This window comes from Variovorax sp. GW458-11-26-14-LB1 (assembly GCF_059423965.1).
Window position 1 is genome coordinate 1 of record NZ_JBWKYW010000013.1, and the last position, 12564, is coordinate 12564.

General features: G+C 68.9%; 12 protein-coding genes. 2 read left to right on the forward strand and 10 right to left on the reverse strand.

Annotated features, from left to right (window positions below; translation table 11 throughout):
* Positions 1-6: 6 nt before the first annotated feature.
* Positions 7-897 (forward strand): DMT family transporter, encoded by an 891-nt coding sequence (locus AC07YS_RS11180; RefSeq protein WP_062476897.1) that lies wholly within the window; start codon positions 7-9, stop codon positions 895-897.
* Between the two features lie 12 nt (positions 898-909).
* Positions 910-1398 carry a glutathione peroxidase gene (locus AC07YS_RS11185; protein WP_070063522.1) on the forward strand — a complete coding sequence of 163 codons (489 nt, stop codon included), beginning with the start codon at positions 910-912 and terminating at the stop codon, positions 1396-1398.
* A gap of 2 nt (positions 1399-1400) precedes the next feature.
* Here the strand turns inward: AC07YS_RS11185 and AC07YS_RS11190 are convergent, their stop codons facing one another.
* From AC07YS_RS11190 to AC07YS_RS11235, 10 genes are all read right to left on the reverse strand, one after another.
* The gene (locus AC07YS_RS11190) at positions 1401-1835 is read right to left on the reverse strand and encodes a carboxypeptidase regulatory-like domain-containing protein (RefSeq protein ID WP_495267921.1); all 435 of its coding nucleotides are present in this window, start codon (positions 1833-1835) and stop codon (positions 1401-1403) included.
* A 98-nt stretch (positions 1836-1933) separates the two neighbouring features.
* Positions 1934-3172, reverse strand: a complete 1239-nt coding sequence (glcF, locus tag AC07YS_RS11195) for a glycolate oxidase subunit GlcF (protein WP_495267920.1) — start codon at positions 3170-3172, stop codon at positions 1934-1936.
* A gap of 24 nt (positions 3173-3196) precedes the next feature.
* Positions 3197-4321, reverse strand: a complete 1125-nt coding sequence (glcE, locus tag AC07YS_RS11200; RefSeq protein ID WP_495267919.1) for a glycolate oxidase subunit GlcE — start codon at positions 4319-4321, stop codon at positions 3197-3199.
* A 7-nt stretch (positions 4322-4328) separates the two neighbouring features.
* Positions 4329-5831, reverse strand: a complete 1503-nt coding sequence (locus tag AC07YS_RS11205) for an FAD-linked oxidase C-terminal domain-containing protein (RefSeq protein ID WP_495267918.1) — start codon at positions 5829-5831, stop codon at positions 4329-4331.
* 14 nt (positions 5832-5845) lie between these two features.
* On the reverse strand, positions 5846-7507 hold the full coding sequence (locus AC07YS_RS11210; RefSeq protein ID WP_095949827.1) for an L-lactate permease: 1662 nt from the start codon (positions 7505-7507) through the stop codon (positions 5846-5848).
* Positions 7508-7622: 115 nt separating this feature from the next.
* Complete coding sequence (locus AC07YS_RS11215; protein WP_062482020.1) at positions 7623-8510, reverse strand: LysR substrate-binding domain-containing protein; 888 nt, start codon at positions 8508-8510, stop codon at positions 7623-7625.
* 18 nt (positions 8511-8528) lie between these two features.
* On the reverse strand, positions 8529-9458 hold the full coding sequence (locus AC07YS_RS11220; protein WP_307589546.1) for an SMP-30/gluconolactonase/LRE family protein: 930 nt from the start codon (positions 9456-9458) through the stop codon (positions 8529-8531).
* 205 nt (positions 9459-9663) lie between these two features.
* Positions 9664-11097 carry an ammonium transporter gene (locus AC07YS_RS11225; protein ID WP_495267917.1) on the reverse strand — a complete coding sequence of 478 codons (1434 nt, stop codon included), beginning with the start codon at positions 11095-11097 and terminating at the stop codon, positions 9664-9666.
* Between the two features lie 29 nt (positions 11098-11126).
* Positions 11127-11465, reverse strand: a complete 339-nt coding sequence (gene glnK / locus AC07YS_RS11230) for a P-II family nitrogen regulator (protein WP_056583732.1) — start codon at positions 11463-11465, stop codon at positions 11127-11129.
* A 70-nt stretch (positions 11466-11535) separates the two neighbouring features.
* Positions 11536-12402, reverse strand: coding sequence for a TorF family putative porin (locus AC07YS_RS11235; protein ID WP_095949830.1), 867 nt, complete (start codon positions 12400-12402; stop codon positions 11536-11538).
* Positions 12403-12564: the final 162 nt, after the last annotated feature.

The window sequence follows — 12564 nt, forward strand, 5'->3', positions numbered from 1 at the left end:
CGCCCCATGCCCGCCCTCGCCCTGATGTTCAACGCCTTCGTGTGGGGCGTGTCCTGGATTCCCTTTCGCCAGATCGCCAGCCACGGCCTGCATCCGCTGTGGACCACCTGCCTGATCTACCTCGTCATCGCCACGGCGATGGGCCTCGTGCGCCGGCACGCCTGGAAGGCCTTCGCCGCGTTCCCGATGCTGGTGGCACTGGGCCTGGCGGCGGGCTTCACCAACGTGGGTTTCAACTGGGCCGTGACGCAGGGCGACGTGGTGCGCGTGGTGCTGCTGTTCTACCTGATGCCGCTGTGGAGCGTGCTGCTGGCCTGGCTGCTGCTGGGCGAGCGGCCCACGGGCGGCGCGCTGATGCGCGTGGCGCTGGCGCTCACGGGCGTGGTGGTGGTGCTGAAGGCGCCGGGCACCGACTGGCCGGTGCCCTCGAGCCTGCCCGACTGGCTGGGCGTGGCGGCGGGCTTCGGCTTTGCCGTGACCAACATCGTGCTGCGCCACCTGCGGCATGCGCCGGGCGAGTCGCGTGCGCTGGCGATGTTCTGGGGTTGCACCGTGGTGGCGGGCGTCGGCGCGGTGAGCGGCACCGCGTTCGGCGGCATCGATTCACCGCTGCTCGCTTCGCCCGGCTGGCTGGGCTGGGCCGCGCTGCTGGGCACGGGCTTCATCGTCGCCAACGTGTGCCTGCAGTACGGCGCGCCCAAGCTGGCGGCCAGCGCGACCTCCGTGATCATGCTGTCGGAAGTGCTGTTCGCCAGCGTCTCGTCGGTGGCGCTGGGCGCGTCCACCATGAACTCGCGCATCCTCGTCGGCGGCGCGCTCATCGTGCTGGGCGCGGTGTGGTCGGCGTTTGCGCGAACCCCGCCCGCGCGCGATGATGGCGTTTCCGCGTCCACCTGAGGAGCTCTCTCCATGACCAGCGTCTACGACTTCCAGGCCACCCGCATCGACGGCAAGCCGGTGAAGCTCTCGACCTTCCGCGGCAAGGTGCTGCTGATCGTCAACACGGCGAGCAATTGCGGCTTCACGCCGCAGTTCGAAGGCCTGGAAGCGCTGCACGAAAAGTACGCCGGCCAGGGCCTCGCGGTGCTGGGCTTTCCCTCCAACCAGTTCGGCGGGCAGGACCCGGGCACCAACGAGGAAATCGGCGCCTTCTGCATGACCAACTACGGCGTGAGCTTCCCGATGATGGAGAAGATCGACGTCAACGGCAGCAACGCGCTGCCGCTGTACCAGTGGCTCACCAAGGAAAAGCCGGGCCTGCTGGGCAGCACGGCCATCAAGTGGAACTTCACCAAGTTCCTGGTCGGGCGCGACGGCGCGGTGCTCAAGCGCTATGCGCCGCTGGACACGCCGGCTTCGCTCACGCGCGACATCGAGGCAGCGCTGGCCGCCGGCTGAATTCAGAAGCGGAAGTCGGCGCTCTTCGGCGCGCCGCCGACCGTCACGGTCTGGCTCTTGGTCTCGCCCGTCGACGTGCTCACGTCGATCACGTAACGCCCCGCCGGCAGGTCGATGAGGCACACCGGGCCGGTGGCGATGAAGGCCATGGCGGCGGACGAATTGGCATCGCCGCCCTTGATCGCGACATTCAGGTTGGCCAGGTAGGCGCCGTCGGCGCGCGCGAACAGCAGCGACAGTGGATGGTTCTTCATGGCGGCGCGCATGGCGTTCGACTCGTCGGAGCCGATGCCGCCGCACACATAGCGCGTGGCGCCGATGCCCTGCCAGGGCGGCAGGGCCGACGGCGGCTGCTGCGCCTGCGCGGCGACGGTGCCTGCGATGCAGGCGGCAGCGAGCAACGCACGGCGCAGCGAAAAAGCAGAAACGAAAGACATGGCACGAACTCCTTGCAGCGTCTTCGGTTCGCCATGATGCGCCCCGAACGCGCGGTGCGCACGTCGGACGGCAACGTGCCCTGCCGTGCGCGCGCGCCCTACCCTGCGGGCGTCTGCAGCGCCGCGTCGAGCAGCTCGACCCAGTGCCGCACGGGCGTGTCGCCGCTGCCGCTTTGCAGGTGCGTGATGCAGCCGATGTTGGCCGAGGCGATGGTCGTGGGCTGCAGCTGCTTCAGGTGGCCGAGCTTGCGGTCGCGCAGCGGGTAGGCCAGCTCGGGCTGCAGCACCGAATACGTGCCGGCCGAGCCGCAGCACAGGTGCGATTCGTTCATGGCCACGCGCACGTCGAAACCGAGCGCGCGCAGGTGCGTCTCGACGCCGCCGCGCAGCTTCTGGCCGTGCTGCAGCGTGCACGGCGGGTGGTAGGCGATCACGCCTTCGGGCGCGCGCACGCGGCCCTGCAATGCGGGCACGAGGTCAGGCAGCAGCTCGCTCAGGTCGCGCGTGAGGGCGCTGATGCGCGCGGCCTTCGCGGCATAGGCCGCGTCGTGCTGCAGCAAGTGGCCGTACTCGCGCACGGTGACGCCGCAGCCCGAGGCGTTCATCACGATCGCCTCCACCTCGCCGCGTTCGACGAAGGGCCACCACGCGTCGATGTTGGCGCGCATCTGCGCCTTGCCGCCGTCCTGGTCGTTGAGGTGGAACTTCACGGCGCCGCAGCAGCCCGCCTTGGACGCGATCACGGCCTGGATGCCGGCCGCGTCGAGCACGCGCGCGGTGGCGCTGTTGATGTTCGGCGCCATCGACGGCTGCACGCAGCCCGCGAGCATCAGCACCTTGCGCGCATGCGTGGCGGTGGGCCAGCGGCCGGCGTCCTGCTTGGCGGGCACCTTGGCTTTCAGTCCTTCGGGCAGCAGCCCGCGCACCGATTGGCCGAGCTTCATCGCGGGGCCGAACAGCGGCGATGGCAGCGACTCCTTCAGCAGCCAGCGCGTGGCCGACTCCATGGCGGGGCGCGGCACTTTCTCGTCGACGATCTTGCGGCCGATGTCGACCAGGTTCCCGTACTGCACGCCGCTCGGGCAGGTGCTCTCGCAGTTGCGGCAGGTCAGGCAGCGGTCCAGGTGCAGCTGCGTGCTGCGCGTGGGCGCATGGCCTTCGAGCACCTGCTTGATGAGGTAGATGCGCCCGCGCGGGCCGTCGAGCTCGTCGCCGAGCAGCTGGTAGGTCGGGCAGGTGGCGGTGCAGAAGCCGCAGTGCACGCACTTGCGCAGGATGGCTTCGGCTTCGCGGCCCGCATCGGTGTCGCGGAATTCGGGGGCTAGTTCGGTTTGCATCGCGGGGTGGTGTCGTTTCTTTTCTTATTGGTCGTCTGCGAAGAGCCGGCCGCGGTCGAAGACCCCGTGCGGGTCGAACTCCTGCATCAGCGCGCGATGGATGCGTGCCACCGGCGCGCTCAATGCATCGAAGCGCGGCACGTTGCAGTCGGCCGCTTGCGCTGCGGGCACACGGAACAGCGTGGCATGGCCACCGGCTGCCTGCGCAGCCTCGCGCAGGCGCGCGGCCTGCGCGGGCGGCGCGAGGTACCAGCGCTGCCCGCCGTGCCATTCGACCAGCGGCGCGGCGCAGCCCTCGATGGCGATCACCGGCGCGGTCTGCGGCACCGACAGGCGCCACAGCGCCAGCGCACCGTCGGCATCGAGCGCGAACCACGGCATGCGCTGGTCGCGCAGCGCGGCCCAGCCGGCGGCGGCGCGCACCGGGTCCTGGCGCTCGCCGCCGAGCTGCGTGCAGGCGGCTTCGACGGCCGCCACGGCGCCGCGCAGCCGCAGGCGCAGCACACCCGCGCCAGGCGCGTGTTCGAACCAGCTGCTCGCGTTCAGCGGCAGCGGGCGTCCGCCCCACTCGTTGAGCAGGCGCAGCGCATCGGCCTGGCTGCAGGCGAAGGCGAGCGTGGCCTCGGCGGGCGCCACGGGCAGCACCTTGAGGCTCACTTCGGCGATCACGCCCAGCGTGCCGAGCGAACCGGCCAGCACGCGCGAGACGTCGTAGCCGGCGACGTTCTTCATCACCTGGCCGCCGAAGCTCAGCATCTCGGCGCGGCCGTTGATGAGCGTGGTGCCGAGCACGTAGTCGCGCACCGCGCCCACGCTGGCGCGCGACGGGCCGCTGAGGCCGGCAGCGACCATGCCGCCCACCGTGCCGCCATCGGCAAAACACGGCGGCTCGAACGGCAGGCACTGGCCCTGTTCGGCGAGCGCGGCTTCGAGCTCGGCCAGTGGCGTGCCGGCACGCACGGTGACGACCAGTTCACTCGGCTCGTAGCTCGTGATGCCGCCGAGCGCGCGCAGGTCGAGCAGCTCGCCGCGCGGTGGCTGGCCGTAGAAATCCTTGGTGCCGCCACCGCGCAGGCGCAGCGGCGTGGCATCGGCCGCGGCGGCGCGCACGCGCTCGACGACCTGCTGGAGGGCGGTATCCGTGTTCATGAAGCTCTCAGAATCTCGGCAGGTCAGGATGCGCCAGCCGGCCGCCGCGCACCACTTCCTTGCCGTACTCGGCGCAGCGCTGCAGCGTGGGAATCACCTTGCCGGGGTTGAGCAGCCCGGCGGGGTCGAAGGCGCGCTTGATGCCGAACATCTGCTCGTTCTCGGCCGCGGTGAACTGCACGCACATGCTGTTGAGCTTTTCGACACCCACGCCGTGCTCGCCCGACACGGTGCCGCCCATGGCGACGCTGGTCTCGAGGATGTCGGCGCCGAACAGCTCGCAGCGGTGCAGCTCGTCGGGGTCGTTGGCATCGAACAGCACCAGCGGGTGCAGGTTGCCGTCGCCTGCGTGGAACACGTTGCAGCAGCGCAGGTTGTATTTTTTCTCCATCTCCTGGATCGCCAGCAGGATGTCGGCGAGCCGCTTGCGCGGGATGGTGGAGTCCAGGCACATGTAGTCGGGGCTGATGCGGCCCGACGCCGGAAAGGCGTTCTTGCGGCCGCTCCAGAACTTCATGCGCTCGTCTTCGCTGGTGCTCACGGCGATGGCGGTGGCGCCGCAGCCACGCAGCACGTCGGTCATGCGGCCGATTTCTTCCTCGACCTCTTCCGGCGTGCCGTCCGATTCGCACAGCAGGATGGCGGCAGCGTCGAGGTCGTAGCCCGCGTGCACGAAGTCTTCGACGGCGGCGGTCATGGGCTTGTCCATCATCTCCAGGCCGGCCGGGATGATGCCTGCGGCAATCACCGCCGCGACCGCGTCGCCGGCTTTGCGCACGTCGTCGAAGCTGGCCATGATGCAGCGCGCCAGCTGCGGCTTGGGCACGAGTTTCACCGTGACCTCGGTGGTCACGGCCAGCATGCCTTCGCTGCCGATGGCCAGCGCGAGCAGGTCGAGCCCCGGCGCATCGAGCGCCTCGCCGCCGAACTCGATCGCTTCGCCCTCGGCCGTGAAGCCGCGCACGCGCAGCACGTTGTGCAGCGTGAGGCCGTACTTCAGACAGTGCACGCCGCCCGAGTTTTCGGCCACGTTGCCGCCGATGGTGCAGGCGATCTGGCTCGACGGGTCGGGCGCGTAGTACAGGTTGAAGGGCGCGGCGGCCTCGCTGATGGCGAGGTTGCGCACGCCGCACTGCACGACGGCCGTGCGGCTCACGGGGTCGACCTTCAGGATGCGGTTGAACTTGGCCAGCGACAGCGTCACGCCCAGCGCGTGCGGCATGGCGCCGCCCGAGAGCCCGGTGCCGGCGCCGCGCGCCACCACGGGCACGGCCAGCGCATGGCAGGCGCGCAGCACGGCGGCCACCTGCGCCTCGGTCTCGGGCAGGGCCACCACCAGCGGACGCTGGCGGTAGGCCGTGAGGCCGTCGCACTCGTAGGGCGTGGTGTCTTCGGCGTGCCAGATGAGCGCATGCGCGGGCAGGTGCGCCTGCAGCGCCCGCACCACCTGCGCCTGGCGCTCCGCCTTCGACAGCTGCGTGTGCTGGTCGGTCGTGACGGGAGCATTCATGGCGGGAACAACTTTCAGCGGACGACCATCAGGGTGAATGGCCACACATAGGCCTGCAGCGTCACGTACAGGCCGACCAGCGAGGCCAGCGCGATCGAGTGGAAGAACACGTAGCGCAGGATGTCGCCTTCGTGATTGAACCACCGCGTGGCGGTGGAGGCCACCACGATCGACTGGGCGTCGATCATCTTACCCATCACGCCGCCCGAGCTGTTGGCCGCGCCCATGAGGTTGGGCGCCAGGCCCAGCTGCTCGGCCGCGACCTTCTGCATGCCGCCGAACAGCACGTTCGAGGCCGTGTCGGAGCCGGTCATGGCCACGCCGATCCAGCCCATGAGCGTGCCGAAGAAAGGATAGAACACGCCGGTGTTGGCGAACGCCAGGCCCAGCGTGGTGTCGGTGCCCGAGTAGCGCGTGAGCGTGCCCAGCGCGAGCATCAGCACGATGGTCATGAGCGAGTAGCGCACCATCCAGAGCGTGCGCACGAAGGTGCGCACGATCTCGACCGGGTTGTACTTCATGAACAGCGCGCTCACGATCGCCGACAAGAGGATGCCGGTGCCCGTGGCCGACAGCAGGTTCAGCACGTACACCGCGCCTTCCTTCGTGGGCGCGGTGACCACCGGCGGCATCTTCTCGATCAGGTTGTGCAGCCCGCCCATCGGGAACGAGGGCGCGAAGACGCCGTTGAGCGCGGTCTTCACCGACGGCAGGCCCCAGATGAACACGAACACCGAAAGAATCACCCAGGGCATCCATGCGCGCACCAGCGCCTCGCGGCTGTGCACGACGATGGCGGCCGGCGGCTTGGCCTCGTGCGCGCTCACGTCCTTGCCGCGCAGCGAGGGCGAGCGCCACACGTTCTTCGGCTGCCACACGCGCAGGAACAGCACCAGGCTGGCCATCGACACGATGGCCGCGATGATGTCGACCAGCTCGGGGCCGATGAAGTTCGACACCAGGTACTGCGGCACCGCGAACGACACCCCCGTGACCAGGATGGCGGGCCACACTTCCATCATCGCCTTGCGTCCGGCGAAGGCCCAGACCAGCCAGAACGGCACCAGCAGCGAGAAGAACGGCAGCTGGCGCCCGATCATCGCGGTGACTTCCATCAGGTCGTAGCCGTGCACCTTGGCCAGCGTGATCACCGGCGTGCCGAGCGCGCCGAAGGCCACCGGCGCGGTGTTGGCGATCAGCGAGAGGCCCGAGGCGGCCAGCGGCGAGAAGCCCAGCCCGATCAGGATGCCGGCCGTGACCGCCACCGGCGTGCCGAAGCCCGCCGCGCCCTCGAAGAACGCGCCGAAGCAGAAGGCGATCAGCAGGAGCTGGATGCGGCGGTCTTCGGTGATGCCCGAGAGCGAGTCCTGCAGCACCTTGAAGCTGCCGTTCTGTTCGGCCAGCTGCTGCAGGAAGATGATGTTCAGCACGATCCAGCCGATCGGCAGCAGGCCCGTGAAGCCGCCGAAGAGCGCGGCGCGCCCGGCCATCTCGGCCGGCATGCCGTAGGCGAACACGGCGACGGCCAGCGCCGCCAGCAGGCCCAGGCCGGCGGCGATGTGGGCCTTGATGTGGAAGAAGCCGAGGCACGCAAGCATCACCACCACCGGGATCGCGGCGAGCGCGGTGGAAATGATCATGTTGCCGAACGGGTCGTAGATCTGCTGCCAGGTCATGCGTTGTCTCCGGGGAGGCTGTTGTTGTGCCCCGCACTCTAGGGAGAAGCGCGCCGTCCGGATTGAAGGTTTTTTGCCCGGACCTTGATAAAAATTTGTCGGGCCGGCGTGTCGGTCAGTGCAGCGTCTGAACGATCCAGTCGACGAAGGCCGCGCATTCCCAGCGCTCCAGCGTGCCCGGCTGCCAGCAGATGTAGTGGCGGTGCGGCGAGGGCACGGGCCGTTCCGACAGCGCCACCAGCCGGCCCGATTCGAACCAGGCGGCGCCCAGCTTCTGTCGCACCAGCGCCACGCCGAAGCCGCTGGCGGCTGCGTCGTAGACCAGGCCCAGGTCGTTGAACTGCGCGCCCAGGTGCGGCTCGGGCTGGTCGATGCCGCAGCTCGCGAACCAGGTGCCCCAGGGCTCGAGCGGGCTGCGGATCAGCCGGGCGCTGGCGATTTCGGCCGCGGTGCGAAAGCCGTCGAAGGGCCCGAACTCGTTGAGGTAGCTCGGGCTGCAGGCGGGCACCACGTCCTCGGCGATGAGCAGGCGGTGCTCGCAGTCGGCGTACGCGCCGATGCCGTAGCGCACCTGCAGGTCGGTCTGCTCGGCGGTGACATCGAGCAGCGGGATCGACACATGCAGCGCCAGCTCGATGTCGGGGTAGATGTTGCGAAAGAGCTCCAGCCGCGGCATCAAAAACTGGCGGCTGAAGGTCGGCGTGACGGCCACGCTCAGGCGCGGTGCGCGCAGCGCCGCGTCACGGCTGCCCGGCGTGGCCTGCTGCAGCGCGGCCAAGCCGACGCGCACGTTCGCCAGGTAGGCCGCGCCGTCGGCCGTGAGGCTGAAGTCGCTGCGCCCGAAGAGCTTGAAGCCCACGTGCGCCTCGAGCTGGCGGATGCGGTGGCTCACGGCGCTGGCCGTCACGCACAGCTCGTCGGCCGCGCGGCCCGCATGCCGCAGGCGCGCGACGGCCTCGAAGGTCAGCAGGCATTGGATCGGGGGGATGTGGTGCAGGGCCATCCTCGGCAGCGGCCCGACTCAGTCTTCGAAGAAATTCACCGGCAGGCCCGGCGTGTCGACGCGCATCGAGAGCACGGTGCCCGAGGCCGGGCGCTGCACCAGCTCGTCGGCCGGGCGGCCCTTGCGCCCGCTGGTGACGAACAGGGTGCGCAGGTCGTCGCCGCCGAAGCAGGGCATGGTCGGGCACTGCACGGGCACCGCGATGGCCGCCACGCGCTCGCCCGTGGGCGCAAAGCGCAGCAGCTGCGCGCCTTCGAACATCGCGACCCAGTAGTGGCCGGCGGCGTCGACGGTGGCGCCGTCGGGGCGGCCGTCGTAATGCGTGGGCGTGCTGGGTACCCAGCCCGCGGGCTTGGGGTCGAACTGCTGGAACACGCGCGCATGCGACAGCGTGTTGGCCTCGGCGTCCCAGTCCCAGGCGCGCACCACGTGCGCGGCGGTGTCGGCCCAGTACAGGGTGCGGTTGTCGGGCGAGAACGCCAGGCCATTGGCGGTGGTGACGTGCTCCAGCATCGACGTGATGGTGGGCGAGACGTCTCCCGGGCGTGCGTCGAAGCAGTAGAGCGCGGCGTTGGCGCGGTCCTTGGCCTCGTTGAGCGAGCCGGCCCAGAAGCGGCCGAGCGCGTCGCACTTGCCGTCGTTGAAGCGCATGGTGCGCACGTCGTGCTCCGCGCGCGCCATCGCGACGAGGCTGCCGCCCCACTCGCGGGCCCGGTAGATGCCGTCGCGCAGCGCGATCACGAGGCCGCCGCTGCGTGCCGGCGCCATGCAGCCGGGCTCGGTGGGCAAGGCCCATCGCTCGACCGTGGCCGTGGGCGAACCGATCTCGCCGCGCGTGCGCAGCACAGCGCGGCCCGGGATGTCGAGCCAGTAGAGCGCGCGTTCGTGCGGATGCCAGAACGGCGATTCACCCAGTTCGCAGAGGCTGTCTTCGATGGAGGTCCACATGGTGGGGCGATTGTGCCCCCGGCCATGCGGGCCGCGGGCAAAAAAAAGCCCGCTGACGCCGAAGCGCTCGCGGGCTGAACATCCAAAGGAGACTCGCCTGAAAAAACCGGGCGTCGTTGTTCTTCTTTGTATCGAAAAAGGGGGTGGTGATCTTGGAGGAGCGGGGGCCGGCGCCGTGCCGGGCCACCCGCTGTCTGTGTGCGAATCAGCGGTTGTAGGCCGTTTCGCCGTGCGAGGAGATGTCGAGGCCTTCGCGCTCTTCTTCTTCCGACACACGCAGGCCGAGGGTCAGGTCGGCGATCTTGTAGGCGATGAACGCGACCACGCCGGACCACACGATGGTGAACAGCACGCTCTTGACCTGGATCCAGACCTGCGCGCCCATCGAGAAGGTGTCGGGGGTCAGGCCGCCGGTGCCGCCCAGGCCCTTGGCGGCGAACACGCCGGTCAGGATGGCACCCAGGATGCCGCCCACGCCGTGCACGCCGAACACGTCGAACGCGTCGTCCGCGCCGAGCATGCGCTTGAGACCGCCCACGCCCCACAGGCAGACCAGGCCGGCCAGCAGGCCCATCACGATCGAGCCCATCGGGCCGACGAAACCGGCGGCGGGCGTGACGGCCACGAGGCCGGCCACGGCACCGGATGCGGCGCCCAGCATCGAGGCCTTGCCCTTGTGCAGGCTCTCACCCAGGATCCACGACAGGGCCGCGGCGGCGGTGGCGAGCACCGTGTTCACGAAGGCCAGGCCGGCGGCGGCGTTGGCCGCACCTGCCGAGCCGGCGTTGAAGCCGAACCAGCCGACCCACAGCAGCGAAGCGCCGACCATGGTGAGCGTGAGCGAGTGCGGCGTGAAGGCTTCCTTGCCGTAGCCCACGCGCTTGCCGACCATGTAGGCACCGACCAGGCCGGCGATACCGGCGTTGATGTGCACCACGGTGCCGCCGGCGAAGTCGAGCGCGCCGTCCTTGCCCAGCAGGCCGCCGCCCCACACGATGTGGGCCATGGGCACGTAGCTGAAGGTGAACCAGATCACCGAGAACAGCAGCACGGCCGAGAACTTGGCGCGTTCTGCAAAGGCGCCGACGATCAGCGCCACGGTGATGGCCGCGAAGGTGCCCTGGAAGGCGAAGAACACGTATTCGGGAATCGTGGTCAGCGCGCCGAAGGTCTCCTGCGTGATGCCCTTCATGAAGATCTTGTCGAAGCTTCCGAAGAAGTTGCCGTCGCCCGTGAAGGCCAGGCTGTAGCCGTAGATGGCCCACAGCAGGCTGATGAGCGAGAAGATCACGAAGACCTGCATCAGCACCGACAGCATGTTCTTGGAACGGCCCAGGCCGCCGTAGAACAGCGCCAGGCCGGGGATGGTCATCAGGATCACGAGCAGGGTCGAGGTGAGCATCCAGGCGGTGTCGCCGGAGTCGACCTTGGGCGCGGGGGCGGCAGCCGGTGCGGCGGGCGCGGCCTCGGCGGCTGCGGGTGCTGCAGCCGCGGGAGCCGCTGCAGGCGCGGGTGCAGCAGCAGCAGGTGCCGATGCAGCCGGTGCCTCAGGGGTGGCGGCGGGTGCCTGGGCCAGCGCCGAAGTACCGGCGGCGAAGACGCTCAAACCGAGCGCAAGAGAGACAAGAAGTTTTTTCATAGTCGTTGTTCTTTCGGGCCAGGACTCGATCAGAGGGCTTCGCGGCCCGTTTCGCCGGTGCGGATGCGCACGACCTGCTCGAGGTTGTAGACAAAGATCTTGCCGTCGCCGATCTTCCCGGTGCGCGCGGCGCCTTCCACGGCCTCGATCACGCGGTCGACCAGCTCGTCGGAGATGGCCGCCTCGATCTTCACCTTGGGCAGGAAGTCGACCACGTACTCGGCGCCGCGGTACAGCTCGGTGTGGCCCTTCTGGCGACCGAAGCCCTTCACTTCCGTGACGGTGATGCCCTGCACGCCGATGGCCGAGAGCGCTTCGCGCACCTCGTCGAGCTTGAACGGTTTGATGATGGCTGTGACCAGCTTCATGATGAGTTGCTCCTTCTGGATGGATGAAAGGCGGCGCGGCAACGTGGGCCGCGCCTGGTTGTTGTGTCGATTACAGCGTCTTCGTCAGCGTGAGGATGAAGCGTGCCTTGTTGGGCGAGTAGTAGGTGGTGCCGAAGGTGCCGAAGTCGGGGATCTCGATACCCGGGTAGGCCACGACCTGGTAGTTGGACTTCTTGTTGGCGCCCTGCACCGAGCCGGTGAGCGTCAGGCCGCTGCCGAAGTCGTAGGTGGCGCCGATGTTGTAGTCCACGTAGCTCTTGTAGCCCAGGCTGCGGATGTCGCTGGACATGTTGGTGAAGCCGACGGCGGCCTTGAGCGTGACCTTGGGCACGATCTCCTTGCTGTAGGCCAGGTTCAGGTAGCCGGTGTTGCGGCCCTTCAGGCCCGAGCCGGTCTTGGCACCGGCGTAGCCGAAGTAGTCCTTGGACACGGTGTGCGAGTACTTGGCCGTGAACGAGCCGAAGCTGTCGTTGGCGTAGGTGGCGCCCACGTACAGCTCGGTGGTGTTGCCCACCGAGTTGCCCGGGTAGATGTAGGTGAGCGCACCCACGTCCATGTCGACCGGGCCGGCCTTGAACTTGTAGCCGCCGTACAGGTCGCTCTCGATGCTGTTGCCCTTGAGCCAGTTGACGCTGGAGTTCCAGTTGCCGACGTAGAAGCCGCTGTCGCCGAAGGCGTAGTCGAAGCCGCCCTGGATGGCGGGCTTGAAGCCCTTGGTCTTGGCGTAGTCGTTCTTGCCGATCATGTCCTGGTCCTGGCCGCGGAACTTGTAGTTCGTGGTCAGCGAGACATTGCCCGTGAGCAGGGGCGCGGGCGCCGGTGCGGCGGCGTCGGCGGCCTGGGCCATGGCGGCGCCCGAGGCGGTCAGTGCAGTGGCCAGAACGATCAACGCCTGGGCGGCGGTACGGTGCGTCATCAGGGAACTCCTCGCAAGTGTGTTGTTGGACCTGAGCACCCTCAAAGCAGGGAGCGTGCCAAACTGCACGAATACCGCCCCGGCCAGAGGGCGCAGGTGTCCGGCGATGAGCGCCAAATCGTTACAAGCCCTGTTTCCGGCAGTTGCACACGCTTGCACGCT

Coding starts and splice junctions, on each gene's coding strand:
- AC07YS_RS11180 (WP_062476897.1), top strand. CDS start 7: ATGCCCGCCCTCGCCCTGATGTTCAACGCCTTCGTGTGGGGCGTGTCC.
- AC07YS_RS11185 (WP_070063522.1), top strand. CDS start 910: ATGACCAGCGTCTACGACTTCCAGGCCACCCGCATCGACGGCAAGCCG.
- AC07YS_RS11190 (WP_495267921.1), bottom strand. CDS start 1,835: ATGTCTTTCGTTTCTGCTTTTTCGCTGCGCCGTGCGTTGCTCGCTGCC.
- glcF (WP_495267920.1), bottom strand. CDS start 3,172: ATGCAAACCGAACTAGCCCCCGAATTCCGCGACACCGATGCGGGCCGC.
- glcE (WP_495267919.1), bottom strand. CDS start 4,321: ATGAACACGGATACCGCCCTCCAGCAGGTCGTCGAGCGCGTGCGCGCC.
- AC07YS_RS11205 (WP_495267918.1), bottom strand. CDS start 5,831: ATGAATGCTCCCGTCACGACCGACCAGCACACGCAGCTGTCGAAGGCG.
- AC07YS_RS11210 (WP_095949827.1), bottom strand. CDS start 7,507: ATGACCTGGCAGCAGATCTACGACCCGTTCGGCAACATGATCATTTCC.
- AC07YS_RS11215 (WP_062482020.1), bottom strand. CDS start 8,510: ATGGCCCTGCACCACATCCCCCCGATCCAATGCCTGCTGACCTTCGAG.
- AC07YS_RS11220 (WP_307589546.1), bottom strand. CDS start 9,458: ATGTGGACCTCCATCGAAGACAGCCTCTGCGAACTGGGTGAATCGCCG.
- AC07YS_RS11225 (WP_495267917.1), bottom strand. CDS start 11,097: ATGAAAAAACTTCTTGTCTCTCTTGCGCTCGGTTTGAGCGTCTTCGCC.
- glnK (WP_056583732.1), bottom strand. CDS start 11,465: ATGAAGCTGGTCACAGCCATCATCAAACCGTTCAAGCTCGACGAGGTG.
- AC07YS_RS11235 (WP_095949830.1), bottom strand. CDS start 12,402: ATGACGCACCGTACCGCCGCCCAGGCGTTGATCGTTCTGGCCACTGCA.